Origin of the sequence: Psychrobacter sp. UBA5136 (assembly GCF_002414005.1) — a bacterium.
Classification (GTDB): domain Bacteria; phylum Pseudomonadota; class Gammaproteobacteria; order Pseudomonadales; family Moraxellaceae; genus Psychrobacter.
The window spans coordinates 20,134-39,089 of sequence record NZ_DHYG01000033.1; the positions used below are offsets into that span (position 1 = coordinate 20,134).

The following is an 18,956-nucleotide window of genomic DNA, read 5'->3' on the forward strand; positions in this document are numbered from 1 at the left end:
TATTCCATGGATGATATCAGGTAACAACCACAGTTAAACAAATTACCTTTGTATAATTAAAGGTATGATAATGACAAGATTGTAATCTTAACGTCATCTGTCAGTCAGATAGCATCACGTATCATGATAATGATATTAGGTGGGTACAAGCGTACAGCTTATTGTTCTATGGTCTTTTAGAAAAAATTTTTTAAAAATTGCTTACCCACGCCCTAGTTTAGGCTATAAATTTGAGATTTAACACTAAACAATAAATGACTAGAGGTAATTTATGAAAGCTTATAACAGCAGAGTGGCTTTTAACCATAAAAAGTTATTCGGCGCGCTGGCCTTATTAGCAGCAACATCGACGCTATTTGCTTGTAGCGAATCCAATACCACGGCCGCAACTCCAGCCTCAACCTCAGCCAAAGCGCCAGTAGAGGCGACAACGAACAGCCAAGAATTACAAGTCCAAACGTCTCAAGTCAATGCTACCAGTACTACCGATGCTAGCGGTCTGAACAGTGAAGCGCTGAAAAACGTCTCTGCTACGGTGTATAAAGACGCCAATTGTGGCTGCTGTAAAGAATGGATTCACCATGCCGAGGATCACGGTATGAGCGCAGCGGGGCAAGATGTTGCCGACTTAGCGGTTTTTAAAGCGCGCTATGGCGTTCCTAATAACATGCGCTCTTGTCATACGGCGGTCACTACCGATGGTTACGTTTTTGAAGGCCATGTCCCCGCCAAATATATGGCGCAGTTTTTAGCCAACCCACCAAGCGATGCTATCGGTCTTGCCGTTCCAGGTATGCCAGTGGGTAGTCCTGGGATGGAATACCAAGGTCAGTTTATGCCTTATCAAGTGATGCAAATCAATAAAGATGGTAGCACGGCCGTTTATGCTGAGATTGATAGCGCCAATGCCCAGTTATAGCTGAAAAGATGACTTTTGTCCTGTATCACTATATCATTACTAATAGCAAGGTAATGAAATAAGGAGAGGCTGTAATGATTATCATGATGCACGCTATGATGAATGGCGCTATGCATGGTATGAGGCACAGCTCGATGATGCACGGCATGGGCTGGGTCGGCTCGCTCGTCTATGGAGTGTTTATGCTACTGGTTTTTATAGTGCTGATACTCACAATTATGGCACTGCTCAAGTACTTGCGTAACGATTGAAGCTTATAAAAATAGAATTTTAAAAAAATAAACTGAAAGTAAGGATAAAAGTAAACAAGAGTTGATATTTAGGCGGCAAAAGCTTTATTTATCATCTGCACTTATTGTTTTCAAGGAATAATTTTATGAAACATACGGCTGATAAAAAACCTATCAAAGGTGGGCAGTATGACAAAGTACCTGAAAATTATAACGGTACGATTTATATTTGCCCGATGCATCCAGAAGTTAGGGATGTTAAAAAAAGCGATTGTCCAATCTGCGGTATGGTTCTGCAACCTGAAGATGAAGTTGCGTGCACGAGCCGCGGCGAGCACAGCCATACTGAAAACGATCATGCGCATGCACACTGTCATGATACAACGGATACGGCTAATAGCAGTACTGAAGTAAAATCTATCAAAGGTGGTAAATACGATAAAGTACCAGATGATTACGATGGAACGGTGTATACCTGTCCGATGCACCCTGAGGTTAGAGACGTTAGAAATAGTGGCTGTCCGATATGTGGTATGGCGCTTGAGCCAGAAACGGTAACCATCGGTGAGGAGGACACCGAAGAGCTCGATGATATGACGCGGCGTTTTTGGATATGTACCGTTCTTACCTTACCGTTGTTTATTTATGCCATGAGCGATATGGTTGGGATAAATCTAGATCAAATTGGCTCTTATGATATCTCGGGGCAACTTAGCCAAATCATACAATTGATCTTAGCTACGCCTGTCGTCGTTTGGGGCGCCGCGCCGTTCTTTGTACGCGGCTGGCAATCTATCAAAAGCCGCAATCTAAATATGTTTACCTTGATTGCGCTGGGTGTAGGCGCAGCTTTCAGTTTTAGTATCGTGGCGACTTTCTTTCCCGGTATCTTCCCCGACAGCTTTAGAGATAGCGCCGGACATGTTGGCGTCTACTACGAAGCGGCAGCGGTGATCACAACTTTAGTACTATTAGGACAAGTCTTAGAGCTTAAAGCCAGAAGTCAAACGTCAGGTGCGATTCGCGCCTTGCTTGAGCTAGCGCCGCCAACGGCAAGACGTGTCGATGAAAATGGCAATGAGGTCGAAGTTTCACTCGATGAAGTCGTCAGCGGCGATAAACTACGGGTTAGACCTGGCGAAAAGCTACCAGTAGATGGCACGGTAATTGACGGTAGCAGTAGCGTCGATGAATCTATGGTAACGGGCGAACCAATTCCGGTGTCTAAAGAACAAGGCGACACTGTAACTGGCGGCACCGTAAACGGCACTGGCACGCTATTGGTAGAAGCGGTTAATGTCGGGGCAGATTCAACATTATCCAAAATCGTACAAATGGTCGCTGATGCCCAGCGTAGCCGCGCCCCCATTCAGCGTTTGGTTGACCAAGTAGCAGGCTGGTTTGTACCCATTGTCATTGTCAGCTCTATCATCACCTTTATCGTGTGGGCGCTATTTGGCCCTGAGCCTGCCATGGCCTATGCCATGGTCAACGCGATTGCCGTATTAATTATTGCTTGTCCTTGTGCGCTCGGGCTGGCAACCCCGATGTCCATCATGGTTGGTACGGGCATGGGCGCGCAAAATGGCGTCCTGATCAAAAACGCCGAAGCACTTGAGACGATGGAAAAAGTCGATACCATCGTCGTCGATAAAACCGGAACCCTAACTGCTGGTAAGCCTGAGCTCACGGCGATTGACGCGCTGGCAGGTCAAGATGAAGATGAGTTTTTGGCACTGGTCGCCGCAGTAGAAAGCGCGAGCGAACACCCTTTGGCAGAAGCCATCGTAAGAGCAGCTGCGGACAAATCACTGACTATTCCTAAAGCCCAAGACTTTAACTCGGTCACAGGCGAGGGCGTACAAGCTGTGGTAAACGGCAAAAAAGTTGCCATCGGTAATTCAAAACTGATGCAGAGTTTAAATAGTTTTGATAAAGAGCTATCAACCAAGGCTGACGTGCGTAGAAAAGACGGCGAAACGGTGATGTTTGTGGCTATCGATGGCAAAGCAGCCGGTCTGGTGTCAGTCGCTGATCCCATTAAGCCAAGTACTGCCGATGCCATAGGACTGCTACACGAGGCGGGACTAAAAGTCGTCATGCTAACGGGCGATAATGAAAAAACCGCGCAGGCCGTTGCCAATAAGTTAGGCATTGATAAAGTCCATGCGGATGTTTCGCCCGAGGACAAAAACCGTATCGTCAAAGAAATGCAAGACAGCGGTAAATTGGTAGCGATGGCAGGCGATGGTATCAATGACGCGCCCGCATTAGCGCAAGCCAATGTCGGTATTGCCATGGGCACCGGTACCGATGTGGCCATGGAGAGCGCGGGAGTAACCTTGTTAAAAGGTGACTTAATGGGTATTGCAAAAGCCCATAAGCTCAGTCACGCGACCATGCGCAATATCAGACAAAACTTGTTCTTTGCTTTTATTTATAATGCAATTGGCGTGCCGATTGCTGCGGGCGTTTTATATCCAGCGTTTGGACTACTACTTAGCCCGATGATAGCGGCAGCGGCGATGAGTCTATCGTCAGTATCGGTGATTGGGAATGCGCTGAGATTGCGCCGGCTGGACTTATGATGTTTATGATATAAGTGTTAGAATGGATCGTTAAAGGAGAAGGGCAAGCCCTAGTTTTTTTAGACTCATATAAGAAAAGTTAAAATAATTTAAAACCGCTACAAGCCTTTATTTTTGAAGCTTATAGCGGTTTTTTTGGAGGAAGGTTAGGGCGTGTTGAGTATTTGACTATGACTTTAAAAGTGACTGTTTTTAAGAGCACTAAGTCTAATGATGTACTATCTACAGGAGACAAAATAACACCCTGAAGTATAAGGAAAAACTATTAATATACTTATTAAACTTTTGTGTATAACTAATATAGGATTGTATAAGTACAGTCAATTAACAATATGTGCTAGCCAATATAAAGATTGTCTTCAATGGTATTTTTCATGTGCAATAGACGAGGCGCGATATCCTCCTCTAGCTTATCACGGCTAAGGACAAAGCTTGGCGCACCACAGTTAAAGGCTAGTAAACCCTCGGTAGGATGCATCAAGGCTGTGGCAACAGCATTAACGTCTTTTTGCCATTCACTAATAGAAAAGCAATAGCCGTAATCTTCATAATCCTTAAAAGCCTTATCCAGCCCACGTCTAATTTTTAACCAATCATCTTTGTGTTTAGTACGAATAGCATCAAGGATAAATTCTTGCTCGGCCTGCGGCATACTGGCTAAACAGGCTCTTCCCATTGAGCTTAAGTGAATAGGTAAGTACGAACCGACGTTGCGTCGCATCGTAGTCGTGCTTGAACCTTGCACGACATTTAAATATACCATCGTAAGCCGATCACGGGTTGCCATAGCGACAGCGCTATTGGCATAATCCGCCAGCTCTTCCATGTATGGTGTGATCAGATTATTAATAGAGATATTCGCCATCATTGTATAGCCAAAACCTAACACACCTACAGACAGTTGATATTTACTACTGTTTGTCGATTGCTTTAAATACCCGAGCTTGACTAATGTATACGTAAGACGAGTGATTGTGCCTTTCGGAAGCCCTGTTAATTGACTTAAGTCTTGATTGCCAAGATATGGACGCTGCGGAGTAAAACAACGCAGTAGTTCAAGTCCTCGAGCCAATGCCGTGACAAACTGTCTATCATTTTGATCTCTCATCTCTGCAATGGGTTCTAGCAATTCAATATGCGTTGTATTGTTAGGGCCTTCATCCACTAGGTTTTTAGTTGTCATATATTATTTTTAATCTCAATCAAGTTAATATAAATATGATAGTAAACGCACTATTTTCTGTACTTTATAATCAAAAAAAGGATTCTAAGCTGATAGTAGTCGACATCTTTAATAATACTATATTAAAGATGCCATTAAATTCTTAGCACAGTTATTATAAGCTATTTCGCTATGCGGTATATATATTGAGTAATATTATGCCTTTTGTGGGTCGTACTGTTGTTCTTTAATGAATAAGGTTGGGATAAGACCACATAAGAAGTAAGCGCCTGCCATCAATAATAAACCTGCACCGATAGAACCTTGCATTGCGATATAACCAATAGCGAGAGGAGCAATAGCTGAACCTATCCGTCCAATATTATATGATCCACCCATCGCAGTGCCTCGGATAGCAGTAGGAAAGCTTTCCGATAAATAGGTAGCATTGATAGCATAAGGAATACCATATAAGAACCCAAAAGCTATCATCAACAAACCAATATTTTCTGGAGTGTGAAAATATATTAACACCGGAATAAATAATGCCGTACCCATAGTTCCAAAGGCAAATACTATTTTACGACCAATCTTATCAGCAACTGCACCCGCCACTACTTTCGCAAACATCATGGTCAAGTAGGTACCCGCCATATATATAGCCATCTCTTTAAACTTAATACCTAGTTCAGTTTCTAAATAAGTAGGTAGCCAGTTGCTTACTCCAAAATAGCCAAATAATAAAAGAGTTGAAGTCATAGTCCATAAAGTAAACATCAAGCGATGTCTTGGATTCTCAAATATAGCTTTGTAAGAATTTTCGCTCTTTCTAATAGTGGGATTTAAGCCTTTTAGTTTAAGGGCACGAGACTCTTTCCAAGAATTTGGTTCAGATAACGTAAAATGCATCAGTACTGCTAGAATAAATGGTGTAAATGATATGAAATAAATCATACGCCAACCATAACTTGGAATAATCCAAGCTGAAAGACCACTTATAACTAAAGACCCTAATGTATAACCTGTCATTATTGTCGCAAGCACAGTCGTTCGATATTTAGTAGGTACCATTTCAGACATTAAAGTATTGCAAGCAATATATAAGCTACCTAGACCTATACAAGCTAACACACGTAGTACTATAAACTGCTCGTAGTTCTGAGCAAATCCAATTGACCCAGATAATAACGCAAACACAGCGGTAGCAATAACCATTACCCGCACGCGTCCAAAACGGTCGCAGGCCCAACCGCCAAAAAAACCACCTATTCCCATGCCAACTAATGACCAACTCCCTAAAGCACCAGCTTGCAAATTACTTAAAGTAAATTCTTGCTTAAGACTTGAAAGGGTAAAGGCAAGAATACCAATATCAGCTCCATCACATAATAAAACTAAAAAACAAAAAACAAAAGCCAATTTCCAAGGTTGTTTTTGGGTAGGAAGTAAGCTCGGATTTGAAGTTATAGCAGCACTTTTCACAATTTATATCCTTATTGTTGTGAGAGTAAAAGACTATGATCATGGTGTCGTTGAGAAGGTATTAGCGTCCCAGCAAATACCTTAGTATGCTTTAATATTGTGAATATCTTTTATCAACCAAATAAATAGTATTCAAACAAAACATATTCGAATCAGCGAGAACTACTCGCTCACTTCTTTAATCATATTGCGAGCAATGATGATTTGTTGAATCTGAGTAGTTCCTTCGTATAAACGATATAAGCGCACATCACGATAAAAACGTTCAATACCGTAATCGGCAATATAACCAGCTCCGCCATGAATTTGTACTGCTCTATCAGCGACTCGACCACACATTTCAGTGGCAAACATCTTGGCACATGAAGACTCCGTAATGACGTCTCTACCTTCATCACGCAGGCGTGAAGCATCTAATACCATGGATTTGGCGGCATAAATTTCTGCTTTTGAGTCAGCGAGCATCGCTTGAATAAGTTGAAAATTTGCAATTGGTTGACCAAACTGCTTACGATCCACGGCGTAGCGTAGCGCGTCATCTAGCATTCGAGTTGCTGCTCCAGTACTCGCTGCAGCGATATGTAAGCGGCCTTTATCAAGTACTTTCATTGCGGTTTTGAAACCCACCCCCTCGACGCCACCTATCAAAGCACTGGCAGGTACGATGCAGTTATCAAAAATAACATCACAAGTGTGAGCGCCTTTTTGTCCCATTTTTTTGTCGATTTTACCTAAGGTAATGCCAGGGGTATCGCTCTCAACAATAAACGCTGAAATACCACCCGCTCTTTTATTTTGGGGATCAGTACGTGCCATCACAGTAAATATACCGGCTTGAGGAGCATTAGTGATAAAGCGCTTGGTACCATTAAGCACATAGTGATCACCATCTTTGATGGCCGTCGTGCTTAATGAAGCAGCATCCGAACCTGACTCTGGTTCGGTTAAACAAAAAGAACCGATAATTTCACCACTAGCGAGTTTTGGCAGGTATTTTTGTTTCTGTTCTTCGGTGCCATCAATGACAAGACCGGATGAACCAATACCGTTGTTAGTGCCTATCAGTGAGCGAAAAGCGGGTGAGGTGCGTCCTAATTCAAAAGCTACGATAACCTCTTCTTCCATGGTCAGTCCAAGCCCGCCATAAGCTTCAGGAATCGTAAGCCCAAATAAGCCCAATTCACGCATCTGACTAATAATATCTTCTGGTAGACGATCGTTTTCTGCTACCCAATCTTCTCGCGGTATCAGTTGGTTGTTTACAAACTGACGAACGGTTTGGACGATATGGTCGAGTACTTCCTTATCTCTAATCATGAAAATCTTCCTTGTTGAAATAACATCTAATATTAATCGATGAAGTCGTAACGATTGTTTCGAACTGACAGCATAATTGATTGTTTATTAAATTACAATACTTTTGGTTTGAAAAACCGCAATGCGGAATAATTTAATATGACGCACCAATAAATATCTGTATTTTCCTAGATATTGCTAAATTTTACTCTTCACAAATGAAAATAAACAGTATATATTGGTATTAGATATCGCTATGCGGTATTAATTATTGATAATTACTGAATATTAAAAAGTTCGCAGGATTTATCTAAGGAAATTATTTAAAGGAATCATCATGGAAGAACAAACAATTTTGATTGAGCAGCCGGTTGATGGTGTTTGTGTGATAAAGCTTAATCGACCTGACGTTCGCAATGCTTTAAATACTGAGTTACGTCAGAAAATGGCAGATATTTTTGTTGAATTGAACAACGATCCACAGACCAAAGCTATTGTGCTAACTGGTGGTGATAAAGTATTTGCAGCGGGTGCTGATATTAATGATTTCCTAACGGCGAAAACGATTGATGTGTATCTACGTCATAGCGAACGTTATTGGGATGCCATCACCAATTGTCGTAAGCCTATTATTGCGGCAGTAAATGGCTATGCGCTTGGCGGCGGCTGTGAGCTTGCTATGCACGCTGACATCATTGTCGCGGGCAAGTCTGCTAAGTTTGGTCAACCAGAAATTAAAATAGGATTAATGCCAGGAGCAGGAGGTACTCAGCGGCTGTTTCGTGCTATTGGTAAACACAAAGCCATGAAGATGGTTTTAACAGGCGACATAATAAGTGCTCATGAAGCAGATCAAATGGGATTGGTTTCTGAAGTAGTCGAAGATGAAACAACCATTAAGCGCGCCATCGAGATTGCTGAGCAATTAGCGAATTACTCACCTATTGCTTTAACGCAAATTAAAGAAGTTGCAAATCTAGGGGTAGATATGTCGCTGCAAGCGGGCTTAGCTTTAGAGCGTAAAGCTTTTCAGATTTTATTCGATACCGAAGACCAAAAAGAAGGGGCGAAAGCCTTTTTGGAAAAACGTGAGGCTAAATATAAGGGACGATAGCCTACTAAAAAATGGTTATTCAACTTTAAAAACGAGATCTTATAAAGGATTATTATGACCGTAAATGTATTAGCTATCAAATCATTGGCCATCATCGGTACCGGCGTTATGGGTATGGGAATTGCTCAAATCGCTGCCCAAGCCGGCATTCAGGTGCTTTTATTTGATGCAAAGTCAGGCGCCGCTGAGAAAGGTCGCCAATCCCTTCAAGCAACGCTCGAAAAGCTCGCAGCTAAGGGCAAATTTACCGATGAGCAAGTAACCTCTATTTTGACCAATCTAATCGTAGTTGAAGATATAGCCAAAATTGCCGAAGTAGACGTTGTTATTGAAGCAGTTATCGAAAACTTAGAAATAAAACAACAGCTTTTTAAACAATTAGAAAGTGTCGTGACTGCTGAAACGATCTTGGCCACCAATACCTCATCACTAGCAGTGACCGCGATTGCTTCCGATTGCAAGCACCCAGAGCGTGTAGCAGGTTTTCACTTCTTTAACCCAGTCCCGCTGATGAAAATCGTCGAGGTGATCCCCGGTATCTCGACCAAGCCTTTAGTGGTAGAGACGCTTAAAGAGTTAGCTGAGCGCATGGGACATTTAGGCGTTGTGGCAAAAGATACGCCAGGATTTATTGTCAATCATGGGGGCAGGGCTTATGGCACAGAAGCGTTAAAAATATTAGGCGAGGGGGTCGCAAGTTTTGAGCAAATAGACCGTATTTTGCGTGAAGGTGCTGGCTTTCGAATGGGACCGTTTGAGCTACTGGATCTCACTGGTATCGACGTATCGCATCCAGTCATGGAGTCAGTTTATAACCAATTTTATCATGAGGCTCGCTATCGCCCGCATCCTTTAACCCGTCAAATGCTGTTGGGTAAAAAACTTGGCCGGAAAGTTGGTGAGGGCTTTTATCAGTATAAAGATGGTCAAAAAGTTGTAGCAAATCCATCTAAACAGTCATCGTTTGAGGCGTTATTTTCTAAAGCGGAGCCTGAAACAGCTGTTAGCTCAGTTTGGATCGGAGCAGATTTAGCAGAAGATAAAAAACAGCTGTTTGATTATCTAGACGCTAATGACATCACTATCGACGATAACGATAAGCCAAATCCTGACAGTTTGATACTACTAGCAACCTATGGCGAGGATACAACCAATGCTGCTATGCGTTATCAAGTTAATCCTAAACAAGCGGTCGGTATTGATATGCTGACAGACTTGTCCAAGCATCGTACTTTGATGCCAAGTATTGTCACGCAAGATAGATTTGTGGCTCAAGCTTACACTTTATTTGCTAAACGCTCAGATGATGACATAAATGCTACTGTCGATGCCACACTAATTTCCGAAAGTACCGGCTTTGTGGCGCAGCGAGTCATTGCCATGATGATTAATCTCGGTTGTGATATCGCGCTACAAGGTATTGCCACACCAAAGGATATCGATAATGCCGTCAAGCTTGGATTAGGTTATCCGTATGGACCTATCTCATGGGGCGATAAGCTTGGTGCTAAGCGAGTCCTACTCATCTTAGAACGTATTTATGAGCTAACCGGTGACCCGCGTTATCGTCCAAGCCCATGGTTGCAACGCCGCGCCAAGCTAGATATCTCACTATTTACTCAGCAGAGTCGTTATTAATACTAATTACTTATAGCGGCCTCGTAATATTACAAATTACCTATTTTAATCAGACAAACTCTCAAAGCACAACAAGGAAACGTTATGTTAAACGCTTATATTTATGATGGATTAAGAAGTCCGTTTGGTCGACATGGAGGAGTGCTTGCAACCGTGCGCCCAGACGACTTAATCGCTACGGTAATGAAGACTTTGGTTGAAAAACACCAACTACCTAACGATATCTTTGATGAAGTACTCATCGGTAACACCAATCAAGCTGGCGAGGACTCACGTAATATCGCCCGTAATTCTGCGTTGCTAGCAGGGCTAGATGTTAAAACACCCGGTCAAACCGTCAACCGTCTTTGTGCTTCAGGATTATCGACCGTCATCGATGCCGCACGCAGCATTACTTGTAATGAGGGGGATATTATTTTAGCAGGTGGCGTTGAGTCAATGACCCGCGCACCGTTTGTCTTTGCTAAGACCGAGCAACCCTTTAGTCGTGAATTTAAAGTATTTGATACGACTATTGGTAGCCGGTTTCCTAATCCTCTTTTGACTAAAGAGTTTGGTAGCGATAGTATGCCGCAAACGGGTGATAATGTGGCTCGCGAATATGGTATCACTCGTGAAGAAGCGGATAAATTCGCAGCAGCCTCGCAAGCGAAGTACCAAGCAGCCAAACAAGCTGGGTTTTTCGACGATGAAATAACGCCAATTATGGTATCGCAAGGTAAAAAACTGCCAGAAAAAGCGATATTGGATGATGAGCATCCTCGCGCCAGCTCTACTGTTGAGGCGTTACAAAAACTTAAGCCTTTAAACAACGAAGGTATCGTCACAGCAGGCAATGCGTCAGGTATTAATGATGGCGCAGCTGCGCTGATTATTGGCTCTAAGCAGGCGGAGGAAAAGTTGGGCTTTAAGCCTATTGCTAAGATTCTGTCATCTGGTGCCATGGGTGTTGAGCCAAATATTATGGGCGTAGGCCCTGTTGAAGCCATTAAACTGGCATTGAAACGGGCTGATTTGATTCTTGATGATATGTCCATTATTGAGATTAATGAGGCATTCGCCTCACAAGTACTTGGTTGCTTAAAAGGTTTAGAAATTGACTTTGATGATAAACGCGTCAACCCTAATGGCGGAGCTATTGCCGTCGGGCATCCGCTTGGTGCATCAGGAGCAAGACTTGCGTTGAGCACGGCGCGCGAGCTACAGCGTACGGGCGGGAAATACGCGGTAGTCAGTTTATGCATTGGTATTGGACAAGGACTTGCGATGGTGATAGAACGGGTTTAAGCCTTTCTATTTCTATAACTTCTCCACATTATTTTACTATCAAGGACGACAAAATGACTTCTATACTTAACCAACATGAAAACTACCAACAAGCCGGAGAAGCGTACGGTTTTCCTTTGATTATCAAACAGCTGCTAAACCGTGCAAAAATCGTCTCTACTAATCAAACTATTAGTTATGCCAATAAGATCACTTATACGTATGCTGAATTTTTTAAGCGGGTTAATCGCTTAGCAAACGTACTTAAAAATATGGGTTTGCAAGCAGGTGATGTGGTTGCTGTGATGGATTGGGACAGTCATCGTTACCTCGAAGCGTACTTTGCCGTACCCATGTCTGGCATGATTCTGCAAACGGTTAATGTACGCCTAGCTGAAGATAAAGTGTTGTACACCATTAATCACGCCAAACCCAAAGCCTTGTTGTTAAATGCTGAATTTGAGCCAATGGCTAAAAACTACCGTCATGAAGCGCCTTCTATTGAGAAGATTATTTGGCTCGATGATACTGGCTTTGATGATGCTGAGTATGGCGAAAACGATACAAAAACTGCGCAAGTTAGCATGCCAGACTATGTCGAAGGTGAGTATGAAGCCATGCTAGCAGCTGCCAGTGATGAGTTTGACTTTCCAGATTTCGATGAAAACACCATCGCTACCACATTTTATACCAGTGGTACCACAGGCGACCCAAAAGGCGTTTTCTTTACCCATCGACAAATCGTATTGCAGACTTTGGCGAGTACGCTAGCAACAGCGCTCAATGCCGAAGGTCAAGGCGTGCGCTATAACGATGTATACATGCCAATGACGCCATTATTCCATGTACATGCATGGTGTTGGCCGTATGGCGCAACCATGATAGGGCTAAAACAAGTGTATCCAGGGCGATATGTCTCCGAAGTATTGGTTGACTTGATTGAACGCCATAAGGTGACCCTCTCACATGGTGTCCCAACAATTTTACAAATGCTACTTAAAGAGATAGCCGCACGAGGACGCAGATTTAAAGGTCTTAAGTTAATGGTAGGAGGTTCCAAAATAAATGAAGGCTTAGCCAAAAATGCCATTGATAGTGGTATTGAGTTTATGCCTGGATTTGGAATGTCAGAGTCCTGCCCTGTGGTAGCTAGAGCGGTATTCGATGATAAAATAGACGTAATGTCCATGGACGAACAGATAAGTTATCGTTGTCTTTCTGGCTCACCCATTATGCTGGTGTCGATGGAAATCTGGGATGAAAATGGCAAGCCAATACCAATGGATGGAGAGTCGACAGGCGAGTTAGTTATGCGAGCGCCATGGCTGACCCAAAGCTATTTCAAAAATCCAGAGGCTGGCAATGAGTTATGGCGTGGTGGCTGGATGCACACTCAAGACATAGCTTGTATTACCCCTGATGGCACTCTAAAAATTACCGATAGACTCAAAGATGTTATTAAGTCTGGGGGTGAATGGGTATCCTCGTTAGAAGTCGAAACTATTCTATCTTTTCATCCTAGTATTGCTGATATTGCAGTGATTGGCGTACCAGATGAAAAATGGGGCGAAAAACCCTTAGCCTTAGCCGTGTTAAAACCTGAGTACACCGATACAAAAGCGGAAGATATACTAGCTTTAGGTCATCAAGCAGTAGAGAAAGGACGTTTGCCAAAATATAGCGTACCAAGTGAAATAAAGTTTTTATTAGAAATGCCAAAAACCAGTGTGGGTAAACTTGATAAGAAAAAGATGCGCATGATGTACACAGAAAAATTAATTTAACCCAGAAAACTCTAGCGATGATTGCGCAAAACAATCATTCGATCTTACTGAACGTTTTTAATACTTATGTTAATCGGTCTAATTAGAAGAGAATACTATGGTAGCTGTAGCGATATTACCGGAAATACAAGATACGCTTAATAAAGACGAACACCACCCCATGCATGGTTTTGCGGTTGTTTATTCTCAACAAGTAGAATGGGGCGATATGGATTCCTTTGGTCATGTCAATAATGTGGTCTATTACACTTATGCCCAAAACGCACGTATTCACTATAACACTCAATTAAATCTATTTAATGAAAGCACTTTCTCGGTCATGGCAGCGTCATCCTGCCAATATTTCAAACCCGTGACTTACCCCGATACTTTATGGATTGGCGTTCGAGTCAAGAAGATTGGCAATGCCAGCGTGATTCATGAATATACCTATTATAGTACAGCTATGAGTACCATTGTCGCCCGTGGTGAGTCAGTGTTGGTGTATCTTGATAAAGCCAGTGGTCAAAAAAAGAACATTGATGAAACAAAAAAAGCTGCGATCATCGCTTTTGAGAGTTTTAGCTAAATTAGGAGGTAAGTTTTTTGTATAAGGAGATGGTGCTGGTATTTATAGGGTTAAAAAATACGGTAACAGCAAAGATTTGAAGAGATTTAAATTAACTTAAATGGATTTTAAAACAACACAAGGAATGTGTGGATCATGCTTTATATCAAAAATTTGTCTTTTGGTTTGGCAGTTCTTGGAATGGGTGTACAAGCGCAAGCAATAGATCTTGTCACAAAGGGAGATGCTACTTTAAGTATCGGTGGCTATGTCAAAGCGGAAGGTATATTTTATTCTCCAGATGAAGGCGAGTCCGAGTTCAAAGGAAGCGCACGGCAATCACGAATTAATATCAAAACCACCAAGAATGTAGAGGATAAAAAATTAACGGGTTTTATTGAAGGGGATTTTTATGGCAATGCCGCCAATGGTGGTTCAGACTTACGGCTTCGCCATGCTTATGTTCAGCTTGATGATTTGACGATAGGTAAGACGTGGAATGGTCAATTTTTAGCAGTGTACCCTCTTTTGACTGAACAGCTTGACTTTCGAGGTACGGGACTAGGGACTATCTCTGGCGGCGGCGCCGATATTCGTCCAGATTTGACGGTGCATTATACTCATAAGGGATTTCGTTTTACGGCGCAAGACCCGGTTTACGATAAGGCTGATCTGCCAGATATGGTTGTTAGCTACAAGGATAACATATCTGATCTTAGCTATAATTTGGCAGTTACTGCTCGTGAGGCTAAAAATGGAGACGATTCAGATATAGGCGTAGGGGTATCTCTCGCTGGGAAACTTAATTTTGGTAATGATTCACTACATGCAAGCGTATACAACGGAAAAGGTATGGGCGTCTATTCTACAGTCTGCGTTGGAAAAGTCCTTGGAGCGATCAATGCTCCAGACTGTGATGCAGAAGACGGTAAGCTTGTTTCGCAAACTGGCTTCACGCTAGGCTATAGGCATAAGTTTACCGAAAAGCTTTTTAGTAACATGCGTTATGGTGAAATTAATGTAAATGATGTGGCCGATACTTCTATCAATGTAAAAAGTATTAACCTTATCTATAATTATTTACCAGATTTGGATTTTGGTATTGAATGGAGAGATAGAAGCGATAAGGCTCTCTCTCAAGTAAAAAAAGGTCAGCAGGTTGAAGTAATGGCCAAGTATAATTTCTGAGCCGGATTTTTGAGCTTAGAGTTAAAAGCCTCAGGTTTGAACTATTTATCGAGGTAAAATATAACTTACCGCGGGGCTTTTTATTGAACCGCCCCGGTATTGTCGGAGACTTAACATTCTGAGAGAATACGACAATGAAAAGACAAACCTACACTCCTGAGATTAAAGAACGCGCCGTCCGTATGCTGATCGAAGCAGCAAACGACTATCCCTCCACATGGGCAGCCATTCAAGCCATTGCCCCTAAGATTGGCTGCACGCCTGAAACCCTGCGCTCATGGCACAAGAAGCATATAGATCAAACTATCCCTGCCTCAGTGCAAGCTCAAAGCCAAGAGCAACGTATTAAAGATCTTGAACGTGAATGCAGAGAACTCAAACAGGCCAATGAGATCATACGTAAGGCAGCGGCTTTTTTCGCCCAGGCGGAGCTCGACCGTCTACCGAAATAATGGTCACATTTATCGATGATCACAAGCAGAAATACGGGATCGAGCCAATCTGTAGAGTACTACCGATTGCCCCATCAACCTACTACCGTACTAAAGACTTGGAGAGTTACCCTGAAAAGCGCTCGTTGCGTCAGCAGCATGACGACTATTATATCAACGAGATTAAACGCATCTGGCAGGACAGTAAATGCCGTTACGGTGTTCGTAAAGTCTGGCAGCAGATGAAGGCAGATGGTATTCATGTGGCTCGTTGTACGGTAGAGCGTTTAATGAAGCAGTATGGTATGCAAGGCATCTGGCGCGGTAAGGGCAAGATCACCACCAATAGCCGTGATGACCAAAAATGCGCTGATGACCTGATTAATCGTAATTTTAATGCCCATCGTCCTAATCAGCTATGGGTAGCTGACTTCACCTATATAAAAACAACTAGCGGCTGGGTATATACCGCTTTTATTATTGACGTGTTTGCCCGTAGCATTGTCGGTTGGAAAGTATCTAATCGCATGAACACGGATATGGTAATGTCAGCGCTTAATCAAGCCATTGCAGACAGGAACAACCCCAAAGATGTGATTCATCACAGTGATCGCGGGGTTCAGTACTTATCCATTCGTTATACTGATAAGATGAAGGACTCTAGCATCATTGCCTCGGTCGGCACGACTGGTGATTCATACGATAACGCACTGGCTGAAACGGTTAACGGGCTGTATAAATCTGAGGTAATTGACTATTTAAAGGAGAACTGGACTGGTATCAATGATGTTGAACTGGCAACCCTTGAATGGGTGGACTGGTTTAATAAAACCCGTTTGCATAGCACGATTGGTTATGTGTCACCCTTTGAGTTTGAAAAGCGGTATTACGATAATTTAACCCTGTCAGGCATCGCTGCCTGACTCAAGTAAATCACTCTCCGATATAGTCGGGGCGGTTCATATCTTTACGAGCAGTAGTTTAAGGTCCCTCTTAAGTTTTTTAAACAGAAGTTACAGAGATTTTCATAATAGATAGTAGCCTCTCAGCTGATTAAGAATTATCTTATACATAGATATAATCTACTTAAAACAGAGAGAGGCTGGCTTTAAACGCTACATAAGCACTTATAGAATAGGCATATATAAAACCGCCTTTTATGAGATGCCACCACACTTATTAATACATGACTATCTATAAGCCAAACGGGAAGGTATCGAGTGTGTCGTCACCCGTTTCTTTTGTCAGCGCCTCAACCGCGCGGGTTTCATCAAACCAAATATACTCATCAAATTGCGCTGGCAACGAGGCATAAAAATAATGACTTTGTAATTCAGTCTCAGGTCTATAAATGACGCCTATCGCTCGCTCTAAGCGCTCTGGGAGTAATTTTTTACGGATATCTTCATGCAGTGGGTAACGTAAGGGCAACAGAAAATTGTCAGTAGGCACATCATGAAAAATACGCTCATAACTGTCAAGATGTGATGGCCGTACTTGCTTTATTTTCATTGGCCCGCCCCAATCGGAGGCAGCGGCAACCGTACCATGATCGGTGCCAAAACCGATATTGTAGACCTTGTCACCATATTTTTGCCGTGCCAATTGGCCTATGTTTAACTCGCCGCGTGCGCTCATTTGGGTTGCGCGAGCATCACCAATATGGGAGTTATGCGCCCAAACGACCGCTTTTGATTCGAGACCTTTAAAATCAAGCACCGCCTGTAAAGTTTTAATCATATGCTGATCACGCTGGTTCCATGAGCTGTCTTCAGCATAGTACATGGTTCGATAATAACGTTCGGCATCGACGATCAGCTTGGCATTTTGTTCAGCATCAAAAAACTGTTCCTCATTGGCGACAGAAGACTCTAAACGTTTCTTGAGTAAATCTTGTAGGTTTTTGAGTACCTCAACTTCACAGTCCTTATGTTGCTGGGTGATCACAGCTTGGCCATACAAAGACGGTTCATCGGCCCAAGGCATCAAACAGCCATAACGCTCGCGGGCAATCTCTGCTGTCTTAGGATCCACGTCTTGCAAGTAGTTCAAGACACTTTCAATTGAGCCATATAAGCTGTATAAATCCAGACCATAAAACCCTACTTTTTTTTCTGTCGATTCCGTTTTAGCGTTATAAGCATGCAGCCAGTGGGTAAATTTGAGCATGGATTTATTTGCCCACATCCAAGTCGGGAATCTAGAAAAAGGTTTGTTCTGTAGTAAAGCGTCTTGTTCTCTTCCATGAATATAATGATTGATATGCGCGGCATCTGGCCAATCAGCTTCGGCAGTAACAATAGTAAAGCCTTTCTTCTCTATAAGCTCTTTGGTGATACGAGCACGCATGTCATAAAATTCAGCCGTACCATGTGATGCTTCTCCAAGCAATACGACACGGCTGTCTCCGATACGCGCCATTAGATTATCTAAATTGACGTCATCAATACTGGCAAAATGTTCACTTGATTGACCAATTAGTTCAGGCAACGTCCTAGCTCTTGAGGCGTCCTCACTTGAGGGCTTATTGTTTTTCTCTTGCCAACCTGCCGCGCCAATCAGCGGCACAAAACGCACGCGTCCCAAATCTTCTGTTTTATAGTCATCTTGACTGACACGCCAAATACGAATCAGTTTCTGTGATTCCGAAGATTCACCAACGGGAATGACCAGTCGCCCGCCAATCGCTAACTGTTCTTTGAGTGACTGCGGTGCTTCAGGCCCGCCTGCGGCAACAATGATAGCATCAAAGGGAGCTTGTTCTTCCCACCCAAGTGTGCCATCGCCATGTCTGACCTGAACATTGGTATATCCCAGCTCTTTGAGTCTGGCTTGCGCTGTATCTGCCAAAACTTTGTGGCGCTCAATGGTATAGACGTTCTCACAAATCTCCCCGAGCACGGCGGCGGCATATCCCGAACCTGTCCCGACTTCAAGGACGCGGTCATCTGATTTTAGCTCAAGTGCAGCCGTCATCAAGGCAACAATATAAGGCTGTGAGATGGTCTGATTTTCCTCAATAGGTAAGGGCGCATCTTTATAGGCAAATTCAACAAGATCTGCCGGTATAAATGCTTCACGCGGAACGGTACCCAGCGCATGAAGCACCGTTTGATCGCGAATACCGCGCGCCGCAAGTTGGCGTTCTATCATTTGCTGTCTGAGCTCTTTAAAATCATTCATGACGTTTTCCTTAATTTTCATTTTGGAATTTAATACCTTATTGTTTTCCATACGCTAGGGCATCGTCAGACCTAAATAAAACAGATAAACATACATAACTGAAGAAAATTTTCACGGGCGGTACGTTT

The 18,956-nt window shown here is 42.9% G+C and carries 14 protein-coding genes and 1 other annotated feature; of the genes, 10 read left to right on the forward strand and 4 right to left on the reverse strand.

Annotated features, from left to right (window positions below; all coding sequences use genetic code 11):
* Positions 1-271: 271 nt before the first annotated feature.
* The 3 genes from B4240_RS04580 to B4240_RS04590 all read left to right on the forward strand — a co-directional run bounded on the left by B4240_RS04580 (position 272) and on the right by B4240_RS04590 (position 3,737).
* On the forward strand, positions 272-919 hold the full coding sequence (locus B4240_RS04580) for a DUF411 domain-containing protein (protein WP_296237058.1): 648 nt from the start codon (positions 272-274) through the stop codon (positions 917-919).
* A gap of 74 nt (positions 920-993) precedes the next feature.
* Positions 994-1,170 carry a hypothetical protein gene (locus tag B4240_RS04585; RefSeq protein ID WP_296237059.1) on the forward strand — a complete coding sequence of 59 codons (177 nt, stop codon included), beginning with the start codon at positions 994-996 and terminating at the stop codon, positions 1,168-1,170.
* A 125-nt stretch (positions 1,171-1,295) separates the two neighbouring features.
* A complete protein-coding gene (locus B4240_RS04590) occupies positions 1,296-3,737 on the forward strand; it encodes a copper-transporting P-type ATPase (RefSeq protein ID WP_296237060.1) in 2,442 nt (813 codons plus the stop codon).
* A gap of 337 nt (positions 3,738-4,074) precedes the next feature.
* Here the strand turns inward: B4240_RS04590 and B4240_RS04595 are convergent, their stop codons facing one another.
* The 3 genes from B4240_RS04595 to B4240_RS04605 form a co-directional block, all read right to left on the reverse strand.
* Positions 4,075-4,920: an IclR family transcriptional regulator gene (locus B4240_RS04595; protein WP_296237061.1), complete on the reverse strand. Its 846-nt coding sequence runs from the start codon at positions 4,918-4,920 to the stop codon at positions 4,075-4,077.
* A gap of 195 nt (positions 4,921-5,115) precedes the next feature.
* Positions 5,116-6,381, reverse strand: coding sequence for an MFS transporter (locus tag B4240_RS04600; RefSeq protein ID WP_296237062.1), 1,266 nt, complete (start codon positions 6,379-6,381; stop codon positions 5,116-5,118).
* A 162-nt stretch (positions 6,382-6,543) separates the two neighbouring features.
* Positions 6,544-7,698 carry an acyl-CoA dehydrogenase family protein gene (locus B4240_RS04605; RefSeq protein ID WP_296237063.1) on the reverse strand — a complete coding sequence of 385 codons (1,155 nt, stop codon included), beginning with the start codon at positions 7,696-7,698 and terminating at the stop codon, positions 6,544-6,546.
* A gap of 316 nt (positions 7,699-8,014) precedes the next feature.
* Here B4240_RS04605 and B4240_RS04610 point away from each other — a divergent pair, with 316 nt between their 5' ends.
* The 7 genes from B4240_RS04610 to B4240_RS04640 all read left to right on the forward strand — a co-directional run bounded on the left by B4240_RS04610 (position 8,015) and on the right by B4240_RS04640 (position 16,568).
* Positions 8,015-8,791: an enoyl-CoA hydratase gene (locus tag B4240_RS04610; RefSeq protein WP_296237064.1), complete on the forward strand. Its 777-nt coding sequence runs from the start codon at positions 8,015-8,017 to the stop codon at positions 8,789-8,791.
* A 54-nt stretch (positions 8,792-8,845) separates the two neighbouring features.
* Positions 8,846-10,429 carry a 3-hydroxyacyl-CoA dehydrogenase gene (locus tag B4240_RS04615; protein WP_296237065.1) on the forward strand — a complete coding sequence of 528 codons (1,584 nt, stop codon included), beginning with the start codon at positions 8,846-8,848 and terminating at the stop codon, positions 10,427-10,429.
* A gap of 84 nt (positions 10,430-10,513) precedes the next feature.
* Positions 10,514-11,716, forward strand: a complete 1,203-nt coding sequence (locus B4240_RS04620; RefSeq protein WP_296237066.1) for a 3-oxoadipyl-CoA thiolase — start codon at positions 10,514-10,516, stop codon at positions 11,714-11,716.
* A gap of 53 nt (positions 11,717-11,769) precedes the next feature.
* The gene (locus B4240_RS04625) at positions 11,770-13,479 is read left to right on the forward strand and encodes a fatty acid--CoA ligase (RefSeq protein ID WP_296237067.1); all 1,710 of its coding nucleotides are present in this window, start codon (positions 11,770-11,772) and stop codon (positions 13,477-13,479) included.
* Positions 13,480-13,576: 97 nt separating this feature from the next.
* Positions 13,577-14,047 carry an acyl-CoA thioesterase gene (locus B4240_RS04630; RefSeq protein WP_296237068.1) on the forward strand — a complete coding sequence of 157 codons (471 nt, stop codon included), beginning with the start codon at positions 13,577-13,579 and terminating at the stop codon, positions 14,045-14,047.
* 135 nt (positions 14,048-14,182) lie between these two features.
* Positions 14,183-15,214, forward strand: a complete 1,032-nt coding sequence (locus B4240_RS04635) for a hypothetical protein (RefSeq protein ID WP_296237069.1) — start codon at positions 14,183-14,185, stop codon at positions 15,212-15,214.
* A gap of 134 nt (positions 15,215-15,348) precedes the next feature.
* Positions 15,349-16,568, forward strand: a protein-coding gene (locus B4240_RS04640) for an IS3 family transposase (protein ID WP_414707097.1) whose coding sequence is annotated in 2 segments (ribosomal slippage) — positions 15,349-15,625 and positions 15,625-16,568 — 1,221 coding nt in all. Because the reading frame shifts where the segments join, the coding sequence is not laid out codon by codon here.
* Positions 15,624-15,740, forward strand: a sequence feature (AL1L pseudoknot). Its footprint overlaps the gene before it by 117 nt.
* A 271-nt stretch (positions 16,569-16,839) precedes the next feature.
* On the opposite strand, the gene B4240_RS11585 is transcribed toward B4240_RS04640, so the two are convergent.
* Positions 16,840-18,828, reverse strand: a complete 1,989-nt coding sequence (locus B4240_RS11585) for a protein-L-isoaspartate(D-aspartate) O-methyltransferase (RefSeq protein ID WP_296237071.1) — start codon at positions 18,826-18,828, stop codon at positions 16,840-16,842.
* Positions 18,829-18,956 lie beyond the last annotated feature (128 nt).

Coding starts and splice junctions, on each gene's coding strand:
- B4240_RS04610 (WP_296237064.1), top strand. CDS start 8,015: ATGGAAGAACAAACAATTTTGATTGAGCAGCCGGTTGATGGTGTTTGT.
- B4240_RS04585 (WP_296237059.1), top strand. CDS start 994: ATGATTATCATGATGCACGCTATGATGAATGGCGCTATGCATGGTATG.
- B4240_RS04615 (WP_296237065.1), top strand. CDS start 8,846: ATGACCGTAAATGTATTAGCTATCAAATCATTGGCCATCATCGGTACC.
- B4240_RS04580 (WP_296237058.1), top strand. CDS start 272: ATGAAAGCTTATAACAGCAGAGTGGCTTTTAACCATAAAAAGTTATTC.
- B4240_RS04635 (WP_296237069.1), top strand. CDS start 14,183: ATGCTTTATATCAAAAATTTGTCTTTTGGTTTGGCAGTTCTTGGAATG.
- B4240_RS04590 (WP_296237060.1), top strand. CDS start 1,296: ATGAAACATACGGCTGATAAAAAACCTATCAAAGGTGGGCAGTATGAC.
- B4240_RS11585 (WP_296237071.1), bottom strand. CDS start 18,828: ATGAATGATTTTAAAGAGCTCAGACAGCAAATGATAGAACGCCAACTT.
- B4240_RS04595 (WP_296237061.1), bottom strand. CDS start 4,920: ATGACAACTAAAAACCTAGTGGATGAAGGCCCTAACAATACAACGCAT.
- B4240_RS04620 (WP_296237066.1), top strand. CDS start 10,514: ATGTTAAACGCTTATATTTATGATGGATTAAGAAGTCCGTTTGGTCGA.
- B4240_RS04630 (WP_296237068.1), top strand. CDS start 13,577: ATGGTAGCTGTAGCGATATTACCGGAAATACAAGATACGCTTAATAAA.
- B4240_RS04605 (WP_296237063.1), bottom strand. CDS start 7,698: ATGATTAGAGATAAGGAAGTACTCGACCATATCGTCCAAACCGTTCGT.
- B4240_RS04625 (WP_296237067.1), top strand. CDS start 11,770: ATGACTTCTATACTTAACCAACATGAAAACTACCAACAAGCCGGAGAA.